Origin of the sequence: Mesorhizobium sp. B2-1-3 (genome assembly GCF_006442495.1) — a bacterium.
Taxonomy (GTDB): domain Bacteria; phylum Pseudomonadota; class Alphaproteobacteria; order Rhizobiales; family Rhizobiaceae; genus Mesorhizobium.
Genome location: NZ_VFWL01000021.1, coordinates 88,267 through 108,638, shown reverse-complemented (window position 1 = coordinate 108,638; position 20,372 = coordinate 88,267). Strand labels below are relative to the sequence as shown.

General features: G+C 65.3%; 20 protein-coding genes. 7 read left to right on the top strand and 13 right to left on the bottom strand.

The features are described 5' to 3' along the window. The first annotated feature begins 13 nt into the window (after window positions 1–13). The 3 genes from FJ973_RS27020 to FJ973_RS27010 are packed head-to-tail and all read left to right on the top strand — an operon-like array spanning window position 14 to window position 3,208. Window positions 14–1,057 carry a class II aldolase/adducin family protein gene (locus FJ973_RS27020; RefSeq protein WP_140517929.1) on the top strand — a complete coding sequence of 348 codons (1,044 nt, stop codon included), beginning with the start codon at window positions 14–16 and terminating at the stop codon, window positions 1,055–1,057. Window position 1,058: 1 nt separating this feature from the next. Next, the gene (locus tag FJ973_RS27015; protein ID WP_140517928.1) at window positions 1,059–2,360 is read left to right on the top strand and encodes an FGGY-family carbohydrate kinase; all 1,302 of its coding nucleotides are present in this window, start codon (window positions 1,059–1,061) and stop codon (window positions 2,358–2,360) included. Beyond that, window positions 2,357–3,208, top strand: a complete 852-nt coding sequence (locus FJ973_RS27010; protein WP_140517927.1) for a TIGR01459 family HAD-type hydrolase — start codon at window positions 2,357–2,359, stop codon at window positions 3,206–3,208. The genes FJ973_RS27015 and FJ973_RS27010 overlap by 4 nt, the downstream gene beginning before the upstream one ends. Here FJ973_RS27010 and FJ973_RS27005 read toward each other — a convergent pair. Beyond that, entirely contained in the window at window positions 3,195–4,205 is a 1,011-nt protein-coding gene (locus FJ973_RS27005) for a sugar-binding transcriptional regulator (protein ID WP_140554317.1), read from the bottom strand. The genes FJ973_RS27010 and FJ973_RS27005 overlap by 14 nt on opposite strands. Window positions 4,206–4,361: 156 nt before the next feature. Between FJ973_RS27005 and FJ973_RS27000 the strand changes: the two genes are divergently transcribed. Further along, entirely contained in the window at window positions 4,362–5,162 is an 801-nt protein-coding gene (locus FJ973_RS27000) for a hypothetical protein (RefSeq protein ID WP_140558476.1), read from the top strand. A 19-nt stretch (window positions 5,163–5,181) separates the two neighbouring features. On the opposite strand, the gene ptsP is transcribed toward FJ973_RS27000, so the two are convergent. From ptsP to FJ973_RS26975, 5 genes are all read right to left on the bottom strand, one after another. Then, complete coding sequence (gene ptsP / locus FJ973_RS26995; RefSeq protein ID WP_140558475.1) at window positions 5,182–7,152, bottom strand: phosphoenolpyruvate--protein phosphotransferase; 1,971 nt, start codon at window positions 7,150–7,152, stop codon at window positions 5,182–5,184. 52 nt (window positions 7,153–7,204) lie between these two features. After that, entirely contained in the window at window positions 7,205–7,585 is a 381-nt protein-coding gene (locus FJ973_RS26990; protein WP_140558473.1) for a PTS glucitol/sorbitol transporter subunit IIA, read from the bottom strand. Between the two features lie 145 nt (window positions 7,586–7,730). Continuing rightward, window positions 7,731–8,735 (bottom strand): PTS glucitol/sorbitol transporter subunit IIB, encoded by a 1,005-nt coding sequence (locus FJ973_RS26985; RefSeq protein ID WP_140558471.1) that lies wholly within the window; start codon window positions 8,733–8,735, stop codon window positions 7,731–7,733. 16 nt (window positions 8,736–8,751) lie between these two features. Beyond that, window positions 8,752–9,519 carry a PTS glucitol/sorbitol transporter subunit IIC gene (locus FJ973_RS26980; RefSeq protein ID WP_140501608.1) on the bottom strand — a complete coding sequence of 256 codons (768 nt, stop codon included), beginning with the start codon at window positions 9,517–9,519 and terminating at the stop codon, window positions 8,752–8,754. 52 nt (window positions 9,520–9,571) lie between these two features. Beyond that, window positions 9,572–10,009 carry a transcriptional regulator GutM gene (locus tag FJ973_RS26975; protein WP_140517924.1) on the bottom strand — a complete coding sequence of 146 codons (438 nt, stop codon included), beginning with the start codon at window positions 10,007–10,009 and terminating at the stop codon, window positions 9,572–9,574. Between the two features lie 192 nt (window positions 10,010–10,201). Between FJ973_RS26975 and FJ973_RS26970 the strand changes: the two genes are divergently transcribed. Continuing rightward, complete coding sequence (locus FJ973_RS26970; RefSeq protein ID WP_140517923.1) at window positions 10,202–10,843, top strand: hypothetical protein; 642 nt, start codon at window positions 10,202–10,204, stop codon at window positions 10,841–10,843. An 82-nt stretch (window positions 10,844–10,925) separates the two neighbouring features. Next, entirely contained in the window at window positions 10,926–11,600 is a 675-nt protein-coding gene (locus tag FJ973_RS26965) for an HAD family phosphatase (protein ID WP_140558470.1), read from the top strand. Window positions 11,601–11,609: 9 nt separating this feature from the next. Here FJ973_RS26965 and FJ973_RS26960 read toward each other — a convergent pair whose 3' ends face one another. The 6 genes from FJ973_RS26960 to FJ973_RS26935 all read right to left on the bottom strand — a co-directional run bounded on the left by FJ973_RS26960 (window position 11,610) and on the right by FJ973_RS26935 (window position 18,667). After that, window positions 11,610–12,725 carry a DUF930 domain-containing protein gene (locus tag FJ973_RS26960; RefSeq protein WP_140558489.1) on the bottom strand — a complete coding sequence of 372 codons (1,116 nt, stop codon included), beginning with the start codon at window positions 12,723–12,725 and terminating at the stop codon, window positions 11,610–11,612. A gap of 189 nt (window positions 12,726–12,914) precedes the next feature. Further along, window positions 12,915–13,670: a 5'/3'-nucleotidase SurE gene (locus FJ973_RS26955; RefSeq protein WP_140517920.1), complete on the bottom strand. Its 756-nt coding sequence runs from the start codon at window positions 13,668–13,670 to the stop codon at window positions 12,915–12,917. Further along, window positions 13,667–14,833 carry an MBL fold metallo-hydrolase gene (locus FJ973_RS26950; protein WP_140558488.1) on the bottom strand — a complete coding sequence of 389 codons (1,167 nt, stop codon included), beginning with the start codon at window positions 14,831–14,833 and terminating at the stop codon, window positions 13,667–13,669. Before FJ973_RS26950 ends, FJ973_RS26955 begins: the two co-directional genes overlap by 4 nt. Further along, window positions 14,833–15,909 carry an ABC transporter ATP-binding protein gene (locus tag FJ973_RS26945; protein WP_140500632.1) on the bottom strand — a complete coding sequence of 359 codons (1,077 nt, stop codon included), beginning with the start codon at window positions 15,907–15,909 and terminating at the stop codon, window positions 14,833–14,835. The genes FJ973_RS26950 and FJ973_RS26945 overlap by 1 nt, the downstream gene beginning before the upstream one ends. Then, window positions 15,897–17,600: an iron ABC transporter permease gene (locus tag FJ973_RS26940; RefSeq protein ID WP_140500631.1), complete on the bottom strand. Its 1,704-nt coding sequence runs from the start codon at window positions 17,598–17,600 to the stop codon at window positions 15,897–15,899. The genes FJ973_RS26945 and FJ973_RS26940 overlap by 13 nt, the downstream gene beginning before the upstream one ends. Window positions 17,601–17,680: 80 nt before the next feature. After that, window positions 17,681–18,667: an ABC transporter substrate-binding protein gene (locus FJ973_RS26935; RefSeq protein ID WP_140500630.1), complete on the bottom strand. Its 987-nt coding sequence runs from the start codon at window positions 18,665–18,667 to the stop codon at window positions 17,681–17,683. Between the two features lie 263 nt (window positions 18,668–18,930). Between FJ973_RS26935 and FJ973_RS26930 the strand changes: the two genes are divergently transcribed. Beyond that, complete coding sequence (locus FJ973_RS26930) at window positions 18,931–19,908, top strand: sugar-binding transcriptional regulator (RefSeq protein ID WP_140500629.1); 978 nt, start codon at window positions 18,931–18,933, stop codon at window positions 19,906–19,908. A 9-nt stretch (window positions 19,909–19,917) separates the two neighbouring features. Here the strand turns inward: FJ973_RS26930 and FJ973_RS26925 are convergent, their stop codons facing one another. Then, window positions 19,918–20,286: a hypothetical protein gene (locus FJ973_RS26925; protein WP_140500628.1), complete on the bottom strand. Its 369-nt coding sequence runs from the start codon at window positions 20,284–20,286 to the stop codon at window positions 19,918–19,920. Between the last annotated feature and the right edge of the window lie 86 nt (window positions 20,287–20,372).

Below are 20,372 nucleotides of genomic sequence, written 5' to 3'. Positions count from 1 at the left end.
GAGGAGATGCGTGATGGCGACCCAGGCGGATGCGCAGGAATTGGCGGCGCTGCGGGCGCTTTCGGCCGCCATCGGACAGGATCCGCATCTGACCCAGGCCGCCGGCGGCAACACCTCGCTGAAAGCCGGAGACACGCTGTGGATCAAGGCTTCCGGGACCTGGCTGAAAGACGCGCTCGCCGATGACATCATGGTGCCGGTGGCGATGGCGCCATTGCTCGAGGCGGTTGAACGACGCGATCCCGCCGCCGACCAGCCTCAGGCCTTCGCCATCGGCGCGCTCAACCCGCGCGGGCTGCGTCCCTCGATCGAGACCACGGTGCATGCCTTGATGCCGCAGCGCGTGGTCCTGCATGTCCACTGCGTCGACACCATTTCGCTTGCGGTGCAGGCCGATTGCGAGGTCCTGGCCGCGCGCCGGCTCGCAGGCATCCAATGGGCCTATGTTCCCTACCGCCGGCCGGGCCTGCCGCTGGCCCAGGGCATCTCCGAAAGGCTGCGGCCGGGCATCGATGTCCTGATCCTGGGCAATCACGGCCTCGTCGTCGCGGCCGAGACCGTCACCGGAGCGGAGGCGCTGTTGCGCCGCGTCACCGGGCTTCTGGCAAGGGCGCCGCGCGAAGCGGCCGCGCCTGACATCGCGGCACTGACCGCGCTTGCCGCAAACTCCGGCTACCGCTTGCCCATCGACACCGAGGCGCACGCGGTCGCCATCGATCCCGACAGCCGCCGCATGGCATCGGGCGGCAGCCTCTATCCCGACCATGTCATCTTCCTCGGCAAGGGTTCGGTGGTGGCTGCGCCCGGCGAGGACGTCGCCGCTGTCGTCAGGCGTCGCGGCGCCCAGCCCCTGTCGATCCTGTTCCCGGGGCTCGGCGTCCTGATGCGCGCCAATGCCAGCGCCGGCGCCGACGCCATGCAGCGTTGCCTTGCCGACGTGACGGCGCGGGTCGATGTCACGGCGACGTTGAATTACCTTACCGAGGCGGAGAACGACGAACTCGTCAACTGGGACGCCGAGCAGTACCGCCAGAAACTGAACGCCTCCGGTGGCTGACATGTCGCCCGTCGCCGGCTCGCCTCTCTCGGATCGCCTCGTCATCGGCGTCGATATCGGCACCTCGGGCGCCCGCGCCGTAGCCATGCGCCCGGACTTTTCAATTGCCGGCCAAGCCGCCGTCCGCCTCGACGCATTTGGCCAGGACCCGCGCAGCCCGGCGGCATGGTGGCAAGCGGTCCGGGCAGCGCTGGCGGAGTTGATTGCGGGCATCGACCGAACCACAGTCCGCGCCATCGCCGTGGATGGCACCTCGGGCACGTTGCTGCCGGTCGACGGTGCCGGACGGCCGCTCGCCGAACCGCTGATGTACAACGACAAGGTCGCCGGCGACGATATACTGGCCGCGATCGCGCGCGAGGCGCCGGCGGGCAGCGCCGCGCACGGCGCGACCTCAGGCCTCGCCAAGGCGCTTCACTTCCAGCATCTGCCGGGCGTGGCGGCGGTGCTGCATCAGGCGGACTGGATCGCCGGACAGTTCTCGGGCCGCTTCGACGTCAGCGACGAGAACAACGCCTTGAAAACCGGCTACGATGTCGAGGCCCGCCGTTGGCCGGACTGGATCGCGGCGACCGGAATGCGCATGGATTTGCTGCCTGACGTCGTCGAGCCGGGCGACGTCACCGGCACGCTCACCGCGGCGATGGCGGATCTGTTTGGCTTGGGCCGCGACGTGATCGTCGTTGCCGGCACGACCGATGGCTGCGCCTCTTTCCTGGCGACGGGTGCGGCGGGGGTCGGCGACGGAGTCACGGCGCTTGGCTCCTCGCTTACCATCAAGATCCTGTCCGACCGGCCGATCTCGGCGCCGCGATACGGCATCTACAGCCACCGGCTGGGCAATGCCTGGCTGGCCGGCGGGGCCTCGAATTCCGGCGGCAAGGTGCTGGCGCAGCATTTTCCCCTCACGCGCATCATCGAGCTCAGTGCCATGATCGACCCGGCGACCGAGACCGGCCTCGACTATTATCCGCTCGCCACATCGGGCGAACGCTTCCCGATCGCCGATCCGGCGCTCCCCCCGCGCCTCGTCCCGCGCCCGGTGGATGATGCCGACTATCTCAAGGCGATGTTCGAAGGCATGGCCGCGATCGAAGCGCTCGGCTATCGCCGGCTTGGCGAGCTCGGCGCGCCGGCGCTGACTTCGGTGCGCAGCGTCGGCGGCGGCGCGGCAAATCCGGCGTGGAGCGCGATCCGGCAGCGTAAGCTCGGCGTTGCGTTCTTGCCGGCTTTGTCGGACGAGGCCGCTGCCGGAACGGCGCGGCTGGCGTTGAAGGGTGCGAACGAGGCGGGGCTGCTATGAGCGGGAAACTGGCTGAACGCCTCGACGGCATCGGAGCGCTGGCGGAGCGCTACCAGGTCTTCCTGGTCGACCAGTTCGGCGTGCTGCATGACGGCTCGGCCCCCTATCCCGGCGCGGTGGCGGCCTTGGCGGCACTGAAGCGCGCCGGAAAGACCGTGGTGCTGGTCTCCAACTCCGGCAGGCGCGCCAAGCCCAACGAAGACCGTTTGCTGAGGCTCGGCTTCGAGGCCGGAAGCTGGGATCATTTCGTTTCCTCCGGCGAGGTGGCGTGGCGATCCTTCCACGAAATGGCGGCGACCGGAGCGTTGCGGCCCGGCACGAACTGCCTGTTGATCAGCCGCGATAATGACCGCACAGCGATCGAGGGCCTGCCTTTTGTGTTGACCGGAGCCGGCGATACCGCCAACCTGGTACTGATCGCGGCCAGCGAAGGCGACCGCTACGACCTGGACCATTATCGCCGCCTGCTGGCGCCGGCGGCGGCGCGAAAGGTGCCATGCTTCTGCACCAATCCCGACAAGATCATGCTGACGGCGGTCGGGCCTCGCTTCGGCGCCGGCGAGATCGCCGATCTCTACGAGAGCCTGGGCGGCAGCGTCACCCGCATCGGCAAGCCCGGCCCGGCGATCTTCGATGCCGCACTGGCGCTGGCCGGCGAGCCCGACCGCGCCAGCGTGGTCTGCGTCGGCGACAGTGTCGAGCATGACATAGCGGGCGGAAACGGCTCCGGCATCGCCACGGCGCTGGTCCTGAGCGGGATATTGGCGGACACTTCGGATCTTGTCGCTGTTTTCGACGAGGAGCAGGCCTGGCCGGACTACGTCACGGGGTCCTTCAGCTTCCGTTGACCGCCTCGAGCATGCGCCTTGCGCTCTCCTCGTCGGTGATCAGGATCGTCGGGGCGATCAAGTTCATGGCGCCGAGCAGCGCCGCTGTCTTCTCTTCGCCGCCGGACGTGAGAATGCGGATCGGCGCCTTGCGCAGCCGATCGACCTCCACTGACATCACATGGCTGTTGACGGGATGGTCGACCAAATCGCCATTGCGGTCGAAGAAATGGAACAGAAGGTCGCCAACGGCGCCACGCGCAACCAGGGCCTCGCGGTCCGCCTCCTTAAGAAAGCCGCCGCGAGAGAAGGTGGTGGCCGAAGCGATACCGCCGACGCTCAGCAGAACGGCATCGAGCACGTTGGCCATCTCAAAAACTTCCTGCAGGCCGCAACGCTCGACCAGCGCGATCTTGGTCTCGACGCTGTCGACGACGGCCGGCGTCGGGATCAGGTAGCCGTCGCCCTGGAAGATTTGGGCGAAGCGCCAGGCGAACTCGGCCGGGTTGTAGCGGCGCACGACGCCCACACCGCCCAGCAGCGAAATCACCTTGAAGTCGGTGAGCGATTTGGCGCTGATGAAGGGCAGGCTCGAGAACAGCGTCTGACCCCAGCCGACGCCGACGCGCATGCCGGATTTCATCGTATCGGACAGGAAAATCCCGGTCTTGGCGCTGATCGCCGGGATCGGATCGGCATTGGGCGCGGTCAGCGGCGCCACCAGCGCCTGCTTCAGGCCGAACGTGCGCTCCAGCGCGCGCTCCAGCCGCACGATCTCTGACAACTCGCTTTCGATGGTGATTTTCACCTCGTTGCGGGACCTCGCCTCCGCCAGCATGCGCACGATGGTGACGCGGCCGACGCCGAGCACGTCGGCGATTTCGTTCTGCGTCATCTGCTCGACGAAATACATCCAAGCGGCGCGGATCCTGAGGCGGTCCGTACGGCTCTCGTTGACGACCTGTTCGGGCGCCTCGGCCCCGCCGTTTTCGCTATCGCCCTGCCGTCGCCTGCCCAACTGTCTGTCTCCCCGCTCGGCGATGTAGGAGTCACTCGCCGATTCTCCACGCTGGTTTAATATCGCCTATTGATCTACCAATCGATAGGAACAATGTAGGGTCAGCGGCCGGCTCTCGGCGGCCGAGGCCGGTAGACGTTTTCGAGGCGATTCGCGATGCTCCGACAAATCTCCAAGGATGTCCGCGTCAATTTGAAGGACCGGCTGCGCGACGTCCGCGACATCATTCGCCAGAGCCGCCACGACAGCGACAGCGAGGCCAATCTCGTGCGGGAAGCAACCAGCCATTTGCCGCCGTTCCCGGGCAAAGGCATCGAAGGCCTGCTCGGCCATGCCGCCAGTGCCGTCGACGAAGCCTTGTCGATCGCCGAATCCTTTGTCCCGCATGACCGCCCGACGAAGATCGACGGAACGACCGTGAAAGGCCTTGGCATCTATTTCCCGGCCGGCAACGAGGAACGCCGGTCGAGCGCCGAGCGCGTCTTCCGGCGCGACATGTACTATCTGACCAGGACCGTGCTCGCCGCCCTGAAGATCGACAATGCCCGGATCCACGAGGCGGATTTCGCCGCCGTCCACGTCGCCATGCGAAAACGCCACGCCGGTCTGCTGGCCGCGATACCCGCCAGACCCGCACCCGCCGCGCTGCCGGCCGTCGCCGCTGCCTGTGCGGGGCTGCTGGTCGAGTGCCTCAACCACCGGCCTGTCCGCTTTGCCGAAGCCGAACCGGATGCAATCGGCGACCGGGCGCTGGACATAGCTTGCCTGGCCCCTGTCGTCCTGGCCTGCGGCCTGGCCACAACGGCCAGCGACGGTGCGCCGGAGCCCGACATGCTGGAGACCGCTGTTCTGGCGGCCGGCATCCGTCACGACCGCATCGTCAAGGCCTGTGCCAAGGCGAGCCCGGTCGATGAATTGACACCTGTCTTCGCCACCTTGCTTGCCCATCTGCCCTAGCTGCCGGTTCCGGTCGGGACTATCGCCCGGCCGCCATGGACGTGATGGTCTTCTTGGCGCGCTGGATCGAGGCCGGGCTCATCGAGAGCTCGGTCAGCCCCATCTCGAGAAAGGCCGGGATGAGATCCGGGCGGCCGGCCGCCTCGCCGCACATGCCCACCATGATGCCGGCGGCCACGCCGGCCTTTGCGGTCAACTCGATCGCCGACATGACGGCCGGGTTGGCGACATCATTGAGCTTGGCCACGGTCGGGTTGAGCCGGTCGGCGGCCATGATGTACTGGGTCAGGTCGTTGGTGCCGATCGAGAAGAACGACACTTCTTTCGCCAGCGCCGGCGCGATCAGAACGGCGGCCGGCGTTTCGATCATCACGCCGAGATCGAACGCCGCATGCGGCACGCCTTGCGCCTTCAGTTCCGCCGCGCATTCGGCAACCAGGACCCGCGTCTGCCGCACCTCCGATATGTCGGAGACCATCGGCAACATCACCTTGATGTTGCCGTGCACGGCTGCCCTGAGCAGCGCCCGTAGCTGGCGCTTGAAGATGTCGGGCCGGTCGAGGCACATGCGGATGCCGCGCCAGCCGAGGAAGGGATTTTCCTCGTCGGGAAATTCGATGCCGGCGATCGGCTTGTCGCCGCCTATGTCGAGCGTGCGCACGATGACGGGATAGGGCGCGAATGCCTTGGCCAGCGCCGCATAGGTCTCGGCCTGCATGTCCTCGGAGGGCAGATGCATATGGCGCATGAACAGAAGCTCGGTGCGGAACAGGCCGACGCCCATGGCGCCGGCTTCCTGCGCTGCCTCGATTTCCTCCAGCGAGCCGATATTGGCGGCGACCTCGATGATCCTGCCGTCCGCGAGTTTGGGCGTCACGGTCTTGAACACGGCCAGTCCGGCGCGCTCCTTGGCCGCCGCCTGGACGCGGGCGGCGAAGTCCGCGCGGGTCGCCGCATCGGGGTCGACGATCACCTGCCCGCCATTGCCGTCCACGGCCACTTCGCGCGCGCTGCGCAGGGCATTGATCTGGTCGCCAAGGCCCAGCACTGCCGGAATGCCGTGCGAACGGGCGATGATGGCAATATGCGAGGTGGCCCCGCCATGGCCGCATACCACCCCGCCGATGCGCTTCAGCGGCGCCCGCGCCAGGTCCCAGGCGCCGATATCGTCGGCGATCAGGATGGCGCCTTCGGGGATATTTTCGAGGCTGGCGTCATCCTGGCCGAGCAACGCCAGACAGATCTGTCGTCCGACCGCATGCACGTCGTCGGCGCGCGCGTTGAGATAGTGATCGTCGACCGCGCTGAAATCGGCGGCAATGGTGGAGGCGGCGGTGATGACGGCCGAAACCGCATCGTTTCCGCTTTTGATCGCCTCCTCGGCCTCGCCGGTCAGGCTGTCGTCGGCGGCGATGTCCCGCAGCGCCGCGATGATGCCGCGATCTCCGGCGGACAGGGTGTCCTGCGCCAGCGCCTTGTCCATGCGCGCCTGAACGGCGGCGACGGCGGCGCGGAACCTGTCGATCTCGCCGGCGATCTCCTCCGCCCGCAGCATGCGGCCCTGTCCAGCGATGTCAGGTGGAAAATGCGCGAAGGCAGGCCCGATGGCGACGCCCTCGCTCGCCGCGACGCCGCGCAAACCGGCCGTGCCTGAAACATCCGGTACGGGTTCGGACGCCGGCACAGTTTCCTCGCCCGTGTTGGCGGCCGATTGCGGATCGTCATCGTCGAGACCTGCCTTCGGGTTCTCGAGATAGCCGATCAGCGCCTCGATCGCTTCGATGGCGTCCGCGCCATTCGCCCGCACGGTGACTTCCTGGTTTTCCTTCACCGCCAGCAGCATCAGCTTGACCGAGCTCTTGGCGCTGACCGCCTTGCCGTCCTTGACCAGCTCGACATCGGATTCGAAACCCTTGGCAAGCTTGACGAAGCGCGTGGCGGGACGGGCGTGCAAACCTTCATGCACTCTGACGATGGTCGAGCGTTCCATGGCAAATACTCTGTTGTGGCGCCGCGCCGACATGGGTCGCGGCGCGAATGCTTCAGGCGGCGATGGTGATGATCGCGTCTGTCTTCAGGGCGGCCACGAGCGCTTGAGCGTCGACCTGCGAAGCGCAGATCTCGCCCGGCCGCTCGGCCTCGGTGGCGCCATTGAACGAGATGACGACATGCCCCATCTCGAGCACCTTGCTCCAGGCGCTGGAGCCGACCGCCGTGATTGTCGCGGAAACAGGTCCAAGGGTGATCGACGCGCCCTTCTGCGGCGCGCCTTCGCTGGGCCCGAGTTCCGTCTTGTGGAGCACGGAAACCTCGGCAAGCTCCGGCGGCGAGCCATCCGCGAACAGGATGAGCACGCCCCCTTCGGCAAGGTCCGCCACCTCAGGCCCGATGGAAGTGACCCGTGTTCTCAGCAGAACCGTCATATGGCGAACCTCATTTCCTTACTTTCCTCGAGGGGGTCACGGACGCCCGTGAACCCCTCTATCTCCGTGCTTTGGCGCAATTCCCAAGGGAAAGCGCTACGCGCCTTTTTCCGGGAAAGCCGTTTCAGGCTTTCCCGGAATTTGCTTAGAACACGATCAGGCTGACGACCCAGGCGATCAGCACCGAGACCGGGCCCATGATCTGGCGGCTGATGAGAACCGCCGGGACGCCGATTTCGATCGTCTTGGGCTTGGCTTCACCGAGCGCCAGGCCGACCGGGACAAAGTCGCAGCCCACCTGGGTGTTGTAGGCAAACAGCGCCGGCAGCGCCATCGCCGGCGAAATCGTGCCGTTGGCGATCTGCGGACCGATGATGGCGACGCCGATGACCTGCGCGATGACCGCGCCCGGTCCCAGGATGGGGGACAGGAACGGCAGGCCGCAGATGGCCGAGATGATCAGCAGGCCGACGATGTTGTTGGCGAGCGGTCCCATCGGCTGGGCAAGCACGTCGCCGATGCCGGTGTACAGGATCAGGCCGATGAGCATGGTCACGAAGGCCATGAACGGCAGCACGTTGCGCACCACCTGGTCGATCGTACGGCGGCCGGCATTGAAGAAGATGCCGACCACGCGGCCCATGACGCGGCCGATCGAGCTGATCAGGCCGATCAGCCCGCCTTCGCTCGGTAGCGGCTGTGGTGCCGCGGCCGCGGTGTTGTTGCCTGGACTCATCGATGCTGCTCCCCCCGCAGTGGTGACCGCCTCGGATCCGTCCGCCATCGTGACATTGGCCGGCTTCACGCCCGAAACGTAGATGTCCTCGGTGATGAACTGGGCGAGCGGCCCAGCCTGGCCGACCGGCGTCAGGTTGACGGTCGGGATGCGCTTGCGCGGATAGACGCCGCAGCGTGCGGTGCCGCCGCAGTCGACGACGACGACCGCCATCTCGCTTTCGATCGGCGGCGCCTTGAAGCCGTCGACGGCCGTGGCGCCGGTCATGTCGGCGATGAGCTGTGCCACGGGATGGATGCCGCCTCCGGTGACGGAGACGATCTTGTCGCGCTGTGCGGTCGGCTCGATGACGAGCGGGCCGCCCCAGCCTGTGGAGCCCCGGGAGATCCTTACGGCTTTGTATGTCTTGGCCATGATGTCCTCCCCGCCGTTACAGCTCGATGCCCTGGCGGCGTGCCATGATGGCGGTGATGCGCTCGGTCAGCATGCCCTTGAGCAGGATGACGACGAGGCCGACGATGGCGTACCAGATCGCCACCTTGACGTGATAACCTCCGGCGACGACACCCCGCTTCTCGAGGTCAAGCAACGCGACCAGCATGCCGCCCCAGACGAAGTATTCGCCCGGGTTGATATGCGGGAACAGGCCGAGCGGCGGATGCACATAGGAGACAGCCGCGTCATAGAAGGCGGGCTTGTGCTTTTCTTCCAGGAACGATCCGAAGGTGTAAGCCATCGGGTTGGTGAGGAAGAACACCGCCAGCAGAGGCAGCAGCGTATAGCGGGTCAGCGCGATCCTGCCGGCGCCGCGTGCCAGGCCGTGGACGCGCTCCTCGCCGACCAGTTCGGTGACGGCGTAGAAGGCGGTCATCAGCACCACCAGTGTCGGGATGATGCCGGTAACGAAGCCGGCGAACACTTCGCCGCCTTTCTGGAAGATGCCGATGAAGTATTTGCCGATTGCGGTCAGCCAGCCGAGTTGCTCTTCCTGCTGCACGTTTTTCAGCTGTTCCTTCAGCTGATCGGCGGTGACAGGCGCGCTGTCGGTCTGCGCCTGCGCCAACACCACGAGATGATCGGTGGCATGCTCGACGCCGAGCCTGCCGTGCCAGGCAGCATCCGAGACCATGGTGCCTGCAACATGCAGGTTATGCACGGCCATGTCGGCATGCTGCGCCAATAACGAAAATACAGACATTTCTCCTCCTTATGCCGCCCGCCGGTTGATCCCGGCCGGTGCGCGGCGTCCTCTAGGCCCTTGCTACGTTCAAGCCGGACAAGCCCGGCTTCTTCCCCGGCTCCGACCGTGCTTTGTCGATCTGTTCAATCGCCCGTTTCACGGCCTCGGCCACACCGGGTTCCCCCTCCCCCAAGATCGCAGGGTTGGACCGGAGTTGATCGAGGGGAACACCCTCGAATTGTTGATGTCGTTTGAATTTGGTGAACACCGAGCGCCCGCTCATGACCATCATGCGGCGCACGATTAGGTCCGGCGTCACCACGACGAGCGCGATGGTGCCCTTGGCCAGCCGGCCGCGAAAATTGCCGGCCCCGACGAAGCCATCCTTGTACTGGTCGGTGACGCCCCGGAAGACATCCGAATAGTGCCGCATCTGCAGCCAGACGCCGAGCGACTGCAGCGCCCACACGATAACCAGAAGAAGCAGTCCCCACTGCCAAATCGCCATTCGGTTCTCCTCCCGAAGCCTTCATTGAACCGCATCTTGGACGGATGCGCGACAACAGCAAAGTGAGAACATTTGTTTCCGAGAATGTCAATATGTATGATATTGACCTCGGTCACGGTCATCCACAGGGCCGTCGGCCGATTTCGGCGACGGCACGGTTGTGCTAGCCTGTCCTCAAACGGGATATGTGAAATGGAACTGCCCTTCAGGGATGAACTGGCCCTTATGCCCGACCTTCGCCATCGGTTGCGACAATTGCGCTGGTTCCGCGCCACGTTTCGCGGCAGCGCCAAGGTGGTGTCCGACACATTCGGCGTGCGTTTTGAAATCGACGAAGCCAGGCTCACAAGGGCTTTTCTCGACTGGGTCGAGATCATGGAGGCGCAGAAGCGTTTCGCCGCGATCGACCGCGCCGACTTCATCGTCTTTGCCGCCGGCCTCGTGCTGCGCGAACTGATACGGCAGGCGCCGGCCAGGGAAGTCTCCGGCCTCAGCCATCTCGTCGAGACCGAGCAGAATGCCGGCACGCTGGAAATCGTCCGCTTCTGGCCTGAGGGGTTCCTCTACACCAATTATTGCGTTTCGGTGATTTCGGCGATCTACGAGCAGGAATTCGGCTCAGCGCCCAGCATCGACAAATGCGCCGACGACCTGCGCACATGGTGGTCCTATCGCGAGAACGTGACCGAGATGCCGGCCTATGCCGTGGCTTTCCTCGACCGCTTCCTTGGCGCCGAACCGAACTGGATCACGCCGGATCGCGCGCAATCGCGGCAGGCCATGCAAAGGGCGCTTGGGTCGGCCCGGGCCAGCGATGCGCTACGCCAGCTTTGACAGATTTTGGCGCCCGACCACCACGCTATTGAACATTTGACTTTTTGCCGGTAGCAAAGTGCAAAACTCCGGGGAGAAGCGCGTGGCGCGATCAAGGCCTATCATTTTCGATTGCGACGGCGTCCTCGTCGACAGCGAACCTCTGGCCGCGAGGGCCTATGAGCGCGTCTATGAAAAGCACGGCATGCCGGGCGTGCACGGCGGCATCATCGCCCAGTGCATCGGCATGAAACAGTCCGACATCATCGTCAAAATCAGGGAATTGACCGGCCATCAGTTTCCGGCGGCGGCGGATGGCGACATCTGGACCGAGACCAGGATCCTGTTTTCGCAGGAACTGAAGCCGACACCAGGAATCGCCGCGTTTCTGGAGGCGCTTGAGGGCGACCGCTGCGTTGCCTCCTCGTCCTCCGTCGAGCGCATAAACCACAGCCTGGCGGTGACCGCGCTGGCACGGTTCTTCGGCGACGCAATTTACAGCTCCTCGATGGTTAAGAACGGCAAGCCCGCGCCAGACATTTTCCTGTTCGCCGCGGCAAAGAGGGGCGTCAATCCGGCGGACTGCATCGTCATCGAGGATTCGCCCTTCGGTATCCAGGGCGCGGTTGCCGCCGGCATGACGGCGATCGGCTACACCGGCGGCGGCCACACCTATCCCGAGCATGGCGCGCGACTGAAGGCGGCCGGCGCCGATTTCGTCTGCACCGACTGGCAAGAGATCAGCCGGCAATTGTCCGGGCTCGGTGTCCCCGCCTAAGAGCTTGTTCTAGCGAGTGGGTAGTCCAAGCCGAACCCATTCGTCGGGCGGGATTACAGATCCGACACGTAGGCCGAACGACAAAACCCTGGTCACATCGCTGTCGACCTCGCAGCGGAAGCCCAGATGGTACCACGTGCCCGTTGCGCGGAAAGCGACATCCGGGGCGTTGAGAATATTGCCGGCCTTCAGCGGCACGCTTGGGATCAAGTCGGGGAAATAAGAGGCGTCCAGCAATTGCTGCTGCAATGCGCTGGCGCAAAGTTTGGCACCACGCTGGGCGCGCGGCACGCCGCCCATCGAGGTCGTGGCCAGCGCATCGCCGGTAGCGTCTTGCGAATAGAGCTTGCGAACGCCCGGAAGCCCGGAATAGCGACGCGACGCGGCACTGGCGACATCAGGGGAAGCTGGGTCTCCCGCGCTCCCCTTGGGGGACTTCGAGACCTTTGAAGAGCCGGGCTTCGGCGCATTTGCGGGTTTGGGCGTCGGCTTTTCAGCCGATATGGGAAGCTCGACCTCAGTGTCGCCGTCATCGGCGGCCAACGGCGGTGCCGCGGCCGTTTGCTTGTCGGCGTCGGGGGTTTCCGCCTCCTCAGCATCCTTCAGGGACTCGGCATCCTTCGCGGCGGTTGCCGGCTTCTCGCCGGCCTCGGGCAACTCTGCCGGCTTTTCGGTGGCCGCCGGCGCGCCAGACTTGGTCTCCGCAGGCTCAGGCGTCACGGGCGGCTTGGACGTCTCCTCCTTGGCAGGCGCTGGCGAACTGTCTTGAGCGCTGGCTCCGTCCAGGGATTTCCTGGGGCCGGCGTCCTTGTCGCCGAACTGAAAGACAGGTCTCAAGGTCTCGATCGGCGGCGTCTTGCGCGACTGCTTTTCGGGCGGTTCTTCAGGCTTCGTTTCCGGCGGCTTCTCGGCTTTGGGCTCCTTTGGCGGTGCGGGAGCAGGTTTCGGTTTTGGCTGATCGGGCGGAGGCACGAGCGCGACATTTACCGGCTGGTCCTGCTGCGGCTCCTGGGCTGGCCTCGGCAGGTTGTAGAACACCAGCGCTGCGAGGAGCGCATGCAGGATCAGCGATGCGGGCAGCGCCCACAACAGATCCCGACGCCGCTCTCGTGCCTCGTCCTTCATGCTGACCGATGTGGAATGAAATAGCGGCGGCTTCAAGCATAGGCTTTGGATTGATGCAATTTAACCGCTGCACAGCTCGGTGATCTGGATGATCCGCGCCGCTGCGCCGCCCGTCGAGGCGTTGGCACGGCTGGTCGAGCGACCGTGCCGTCCTGAATATTCGCAACGACCCTGTTCTGTGACGAGTGACTAGCCTTGCCGCTGGTGCTGGATCTCGTCCAGAAACTGTCCGTCCAGCGGCGTTTCGCCAAACCAGTTCAGCCGGTTGATGCTGACGAAGCCGGCATCGATCGCCTCGTTCTCGTCGCCCGGCTCACTTGCGTGAGCGCGCCCGCGCGGGACTGTGATGACGGTGCGATCGCCGTCGCTCTCCAGGATTTCAGCCTTGCGGCCGATCTTGTCGCGGCCGATGCGCGGCTGCCGGATCCCGGCCGGCAGCGAAGCCGGCAGGTTGATGCTGAGCCAATGGCCATATGCCGCCCACTCTTCACGCGACCGCCAGAGCGAGGAGATCAACGCGCCGAGCCACTCGTCGTCGACACCGCTGAAGTCCGGATTCTTCACCCGGGAAAAGCCGATCGCCGGAATACCCCAGAATGTCGCCTCGCGCGCAATGCCCAGCGTCCCGGAATAGGCAAGGTCCTCGGCGACGTTGCGCCCGTCATTGACGCCCGCCAGAACCAGGTCGGGCTTTTGGCCATCCGCGAACAGCCAGGCCATCGCACTCACCACGCAGTCGGCCGGAGTGCCGGAACACGAATACCAGCCGGGCTTGACGCGCCGCATGATCAACGGCCGCGCGATCGTCAGCGATGCGCCCGCGGCGGTGCGCTTGCCGTCGGGTGCCACCACCCACAAATCGTCGCTCAGGCTGCCGGCCGCCTTGACCAGCCGGGCAAGGCCCGGCGCCTCGATGCCGTCATCGTTGCAGATCAGGAGTCTCATGTCTCGTTTCCTCGGCGCACCGGGATGTTCTGGCCGGTGCGGCATTGCGGGCGCAGCGACGGAATATGGGCTTTCAGGTCGTCGAGGAGTTCGCTCGCGCAGGAATGACCGAGCGCCTCCGGGCGCCCTGCCTTCTCCCAGATATCGACATTGCCCGACAGCGTTGGGTGGGTGGGCATGCGCACCCAGTCCGCCCGGCCGGCTTTGTGCAGCAGATCGCCGGGGGAGCCGGAGGGCAGATGCCCGGTCAGCAACACCGGAAAGCCGGCCCGGTCGGCGCGCGGCAGCAGGCGGGACGAAGGCCCGGCCTCGCCCATGCCGTCATCGGCCAGCAAGGGCAGCGAGGGCAGCGGGTCGGCGTCGGTCCAGTCTGCGGCACTACCCAGCCGCAAGCGCAGGATCTCGGATACGCCAGGCAGCAGCGCTGAAGTGGCGGCGATCTGCGCTTCGAGCGAAGCACGCATGCCGGCGTGGATGGCGAAGGGTCCCGGCAAGGCCGCGATCAATTCCAGCGACCGCCCCGACAGCGGCGTCGGCAGAAGGCATCCGTTCGAATGGCGCGCCACCCAGCCCGAAATGGCCTCGGCGCGCGCCGCACCCGGCACGGGATCGGCGCCATAGGACGCGTCGAGAACGAGAAGATCGCATTCGGGGATCGCGTCCATCACGAAGACATTGCTGTCCGGCACCACGTCGGCCGAATAGACGACGCGGCTCTTGCCATCGTCGACGGCAAACCAGACGCCGCCGACGACATGTCCCGACCTCCCCGTCCTGACCCTGAGATTGCCGCTCTTCAGCAAATCGCCGGGTTCGAAAATCTCGATGCGATCTTCCGGAAAGGGAAATCGCTTGAGATCCCCGGGATCGGCATAGCCGGCGAGCGTGGCCGGAGCCTCGGCGCGGGTTTCGGCCGTCATGAAAATCGGACCGGCATAGCCGCGCGACAAAAGCCAGCTCAGAGCACCGACGTGATCCTCGTGCGCATGCGAGACAAACAACGCGTCGATGTCGGCGATCGACCCGTCAAGTGCCGGATAGTACTCCGCCCCTGTGGCCCCGACCTTGATGCCGATATCGAGCAGGATGCGATCGTTTCCGCTGCGGACGGCAACGCTGGTGCGGCCCTTTTCGCCGAAGCCGCCGGCCAGGTCCAGCTTCATCACGACGCCGCCTCCGCCGGGATTACCCAGCCGGACTTAATGCGCAGGCGCGCCTGGGCTCCGCTCTCCAGCACGACCGGGTCGGGCTGCTCGAAATGCAAGGTAAGATCAGGTCCTGCGGAAGGCGTAAATTCGATGCGCGCCGAGCCACCCTGGTAGATCACCCGCTTGACGAGGCCATCGAAGCCGGGGCCGTCCGACGAGACGTCGAGATCGGCCGACCGGCAGCAGATCCTTGCGCCAGCGCGCGGCCGCTCGCCTGCCCGGCAGCGGACGACCAGCTCGGTTCCGAGAACCCGGACCTTGCAATGACCCGCCTCCTCGGAGCTCAGCACGTCGGCCGGAAGCAGAATGCCCTGTGAAATGAAGGAGGCCACCATTTCATTCGCCGGCTCATGATAGAGCTCGCGCGGGGTCGCGAGCTGGACCAGGCGACCGTGATCCATCACCGCGATGCGATCGGCCAGCGCCATGGCCTCGGCCTGATCGTGGGTGATGTAGACGATGGTCGTGCCGGTGCGCTTGTGAAAGGCGGCGAACTCGTCCTCCATCGAGGCCCTGAGATGCACGTCGAGATTGGCGAGTGGCTCGTCGAACAATACCAGCGAGGGCGCGGCGACCAGGCAGCGCGCCAGGGCCACGCGCTGGCGCTGGCCGCCGGAGAGGTTGGCCGGCCTACGGTCTCCTAACCCCTGTAGATTGACCAGGGCCAGCGCGTCGGCAACCTTCTGGCGGGCGACCGCCTTGTCCAGCTTTGCAACCTTGAGCGAATAGCCGATGTTCTCGGCGACCGTCATGTGCGGCCACAATGCGTAGTTCTGGAAGACGATGCCGACCCGCCGCTTCTCTGGTGGAACGCTGCCGCCTGCACCCGACACGACCTCGCTGCCGACGCGGATTTCGCCCGACGTCACCTTCTCGAAGCCGGCGACAAGCCGCAGCAACGTCGTCTTGCCGCAGCCGGAAGGCCCGAGCACGGCAAGGAATTCGCCGTCGCCGACATCGATCGAAACGTCCTTGACCGCATCGAACTCGGCGAAGCTCTTGGTCACATGGTCCAGGGTCAATCGCGCCATGGCAGAACTCCACTCGGAAGGTGAGGGGCAAGCAGGTTGGTCACCAGCATCAGCACGAAGGTGACCGCGACCGTGATGACGGACATCGCCGCCGCGTAGTTGGAATCGCCGCCCTGTTCGAACGAGAACATCACCACGCCGATTGTCTCGGAACCCGACGACCACAGCAGCGCCGAGACCGTGAGCTCGCTGAGCGCCGTCATGAAGATCAGCAGGCCGCCGGCGATCGCCGCCGGCGCCACCAAAGGAAAGACGATGGTGCGCATGCGCGTGAACAGGCCGGCGCCCGCCACTTGTGCAGCCTCCTCCAGCGTCCGGTCGATCTGGTGATAGCCGCTGATGGTCGGCCGCAAGGCCAGCACCAGGAAGCGGGCGAGATAGGCGTAGAGGATGATCCAGACCGTGTTGTAGAGCTGTATGCCGGTCAGCGGGATCGGCCGCAGGAACAGCAGCAGCGATGCGATCGCCAGCACCACGCCGGGCAAGGCATAGGGCAGTTCGACCGAAAGATTGAGCAGCCGCACCCAGCGCTGTTTGCCCCAGGCAATGAGATAGCCGATCGGCACGGCGACGAGGACCGCGAAGAAGGCGGCGGCGATAGACAGCCAGAAGCTGTTGAAGAAGGCGCGGCTGGCGGCAGCGTGCTCGAACAACACGAAACGGTAATTGTCGAGCGTCGCCGTCTTGGCGCTGAGCGCGATGCCGTAGCCGGGAACCAGCGACGTCAGCACCAGCCCGAACAGCGGCAGGAACAACACCAGTACGACCAGCAGCCACATGCCGGCCTGGACGACCGGACGCCAGCGGCCAAGCTCGTAGGGCTCGGCGGGCAGCGAGGTGGAGCTGATGCGGTAGTCGCGGCGCCGGCTCATGACCTCCTGGGCGATAATGCCGGCCATGGCGATGATGCCGATCAGCACCGACAGGAACGCCGTCTCGCCGAGCACGGCCGGCCCGCCGCCGGCCAGTTTTTGATAGATCAAGGTCGGCAGCACCAAGTAATTGGCGGGAATGCCGAGAAAGGCGGGAATGCCGAAATTGCCGACGCAGGACACGAAGGCCAGTGCCGCTGCCGCCATGATCGACGGTGTCATCAGGGGTAGCACGATGGTGACGAGCACGGTGAACCAGCTCGCGCCGCCGGCTCGCGCCGCCTCGACCAGTTCGCGCGGCAGCTTGCGCAGGCCGGCGCGCACCAGCAGGAACACCAGCGGGCCATACTGCACGCCGAGCAGCAGGATGATGCCCGACGTGGAATAGAGCGGGTTTTTGGTGCCCAGCGGCGGTGCGGCGCCGAACAGCTTGAGGAACGGGCTGGCCGGTCCGAACAGTTGCAGCCAGGCAAGCGCCGTGACCTGCGGCGCGATCATCAGCGGCATGACGTAGCAGAGCACCAGCGCGCTTCGGCCACGTATGTCGGTCAGCGTGATGAGCACCGCCACCAGCGTTCCCGACAGCACGGCAAGCACCGTGCCGCCTATGCCGACGACAAGCGTATGCCAGGTGGCGATCCAGGTCGCCGGACTTCTCAGTCCGGCCTCCAGGGCCATCGTTGACACCATGCCGCCGGGTGCCACGATTTCCTTGATCAGGCGCAGCATCGGCAGCAGGGACAGCAGCACGATGACGACGGCTACCGCCGCCGTCAGGACCATTTCCTGGCCCCGGCTTTCCCTGATCGTTGATGGCATGGTTGCTTTCCTGAAATTCGACCAGCGCGCAGTGGGGATGCCGCCGCGAAGCGGCATCCCGGCCGGATCGCCGAGCCTTGTCAGCCGCCGAACAGTTCCGAGAACTTCGCCTTGTCGGCGTCGGTCTTGGCGACGATTGCCTTGGTGTCGAACGACATCACCTTGACCTTGACGCCTTCCGGCAGCCATTCGGGCCGGCCGACCGAGGCCCGTGCCGGCAGGTAGCCCATGGAAAGCGCCAGCTTCTGGCCTTCGTCCGAAAGAATGAAGTCGACGAACTTCTTGGCGCCGTCGACATTCTTGGCCGTCTTCATGATCGCGACCGGTTCGGTCACGGCCGGCACGCCTTCCGAGGGGAACACGAATTCCACCGGCGAGCCCTTCTTCTTGGCGTTCATCGCCATGAAGTCGACGAGGATGCCATAGGGCTTCTCGCCTGATGCCACGGACTTCAGCACCGCGCCATTGCCGCGCACGCTGACGGTGTTGTTGGCCTTCAGCTTCTGGAAGAAATCCCAGCCGTAATCGGCATCGCCGGCGAAGCCCGAAAGCAGGTAGGCGGCGGCACCTGAGTAGAGCGGGCTCGGCATGACGAGACCATCGGCATAGGCCGGCTTGGCGAGATCGGCCCAATGTTCCGGCTTCTCGGCGGCCGCGGTGTTGTAGACGATGCCGGTGGTGATCAGCTTGCTGCCGAAATAGGTCTTGTCGGCGTCGTAAGCATCCGGCTCGATGCCGTCGAGCTTTGCCTCGGGATAAGGCAGCAGCCGGCCGTCCTTCTTCAGCAGCTCCATCGAGACCGCATCGGCGATCAACAGCACGTCGGCCTGCGGGCTGCCGGCGGCGAATTCGGCCGCCATCTTGGTGAGGATGTCGCTGGTACCGGAACGATAGATTGCCACGTCGATGCCGGGCTGCGCCTTCTTGAAGGCCTCGACGGTCTTGGCCGCATCGGCTTCCGGCTGGGATGTGTAGAGCGTCAACGTTTCGGCACTTGCCATGCCGGCAAACAAAGTTGCCGCGAGCGCCAGCTGGCTTCCCAGCAGCTTGATGAATAGCGTCTTCATAAGACCTCCTGTCCTGTCTGTGCACGACTGGCCCGGCCCCGGCCGGTTCCCTGTCTCTTCCTCCCTGCACGGCGCATATGACTGGTGGATGACACAGCGCGTGAGATATACAAAATATGTTCATATGTTCGATGTCAATTACAAATGAACAAAACTGTGCAACAATCGACACGCCGGACATCCGGTGCCAGTTGACACGCGGCCGGCCTTTCTCCGAAGAGGCGATGCGGGGCCCAGGCCAAGGCTCATGAGGACGAAAAGCGATGCCCGTGGAAAAACCCAGACCGGCCCGCTCCGGATTGCCGATGGTGTCGTCGGATCTCAACGTCAAGACGGCGTGGCTCTATTATGTGGAGGGCTTCACGCAGGAGCAGATCGCCGAGAAGCTCGACGTCTCCAGGGTGAAGGTCATGCGCACGCTGGCCGCGTGCACGGCCGAAGGCATCGTCGTCACCATGATCAACGCGCCGACCGCCGAACAGGTGGCGCTCGAACGTGCACTCGAGAAGCGCTGGGGCCTCGACGCCGCCGTCGTCATCCCGACGCCTTCGGCGCAAGACCACCTGGAGAAGGCGATCGGCCACGCCGTGGCGGCCTATCTCGGCGAGCAGATGCAGGACGGCATGACGCTGGCAATCGGCGGCGGCGCGACCCTGCATGCCAGTTTGGGCTTTCTCGCCCGCCGGCAGCTGAAGCACGCCTCGGTCGTGGCGCTCGTCGGCAGTCTGCCGCATTCGCAATGGATCAATCCGTCCATCGTCGCCGCCAAGGTCGCCGATGTCTTCGAGGTCGACAGCTACCAGATCACCGCGCCGGTGACGGTCGACAACCCCTCGCTGCGTGACCTGCTCTGGGCGCAGCCGGCGCTGCAAGACGTGCGGCAGCGCGCTGCCGCCGCCGATATCGCGCTGCTTACCGTCGGCGACATGTCGCCGGACGCGACCATCTTCCGCCACGGCATCGTGCCGTCGTCGCTCATCGCGTCGCTGAAAGCGAAGGGCGCGGTCGCCAACATGCTGTGCTATTTCGTCGATGCCTCAGGCAGGCTGGTCGACCACGAAGTCAACGGCCGCGTCATGGCCATCGACCTCGATGTCGTCGGCCAGGTGCCGAATGTCGTGCTGGCCGCCGGCGGAAAACGCAAGGTGGCCGCGATCCTCGCCGCGCTGAAGGCCGTCAGCACCAATGTGCTGATCACCGACAGCGATACGGCGACGGCGCTGCTGGCAAAGGCTGGCTGACAGTGCCGCTTAGATCAGGCCGCGTTCGCGCAAGAAATCCTCGACGCCGACATGGGTCATCGATTCGAATTCGGCGATCGCCTCGGCCACCCGTCTGCGCTGGGCCGCCAGCAGCGTGAACACCTGCTTCATCTCGCCGGAAACGCCGAAGCGGCCCCAGCGCTCCGCGATATGCGCAGGCAAGCCGATGTCGGCGCAGAACGCATCCAGGCTCTCATAGCCGAGACTGGCGACGAGTTGCTTGGTTTCGTCCGCCGACATGCGCGGCTCGAAAGCGTGATCGTGCAGGCGCTGCGCCACCAGCTTGATGTCGGACGGAGACGCGCCCATCACCTTGCCGAACAGGGTCTTGACGTCGGATGGATCGAATGCGGGCATGCGGACCTCCCTTCATCACAGTCCACCTGAAACATGGGCGAAGGGTTCGCGCCTGACAAGTCGATTCTGTGGTGAGCCGGCGCATC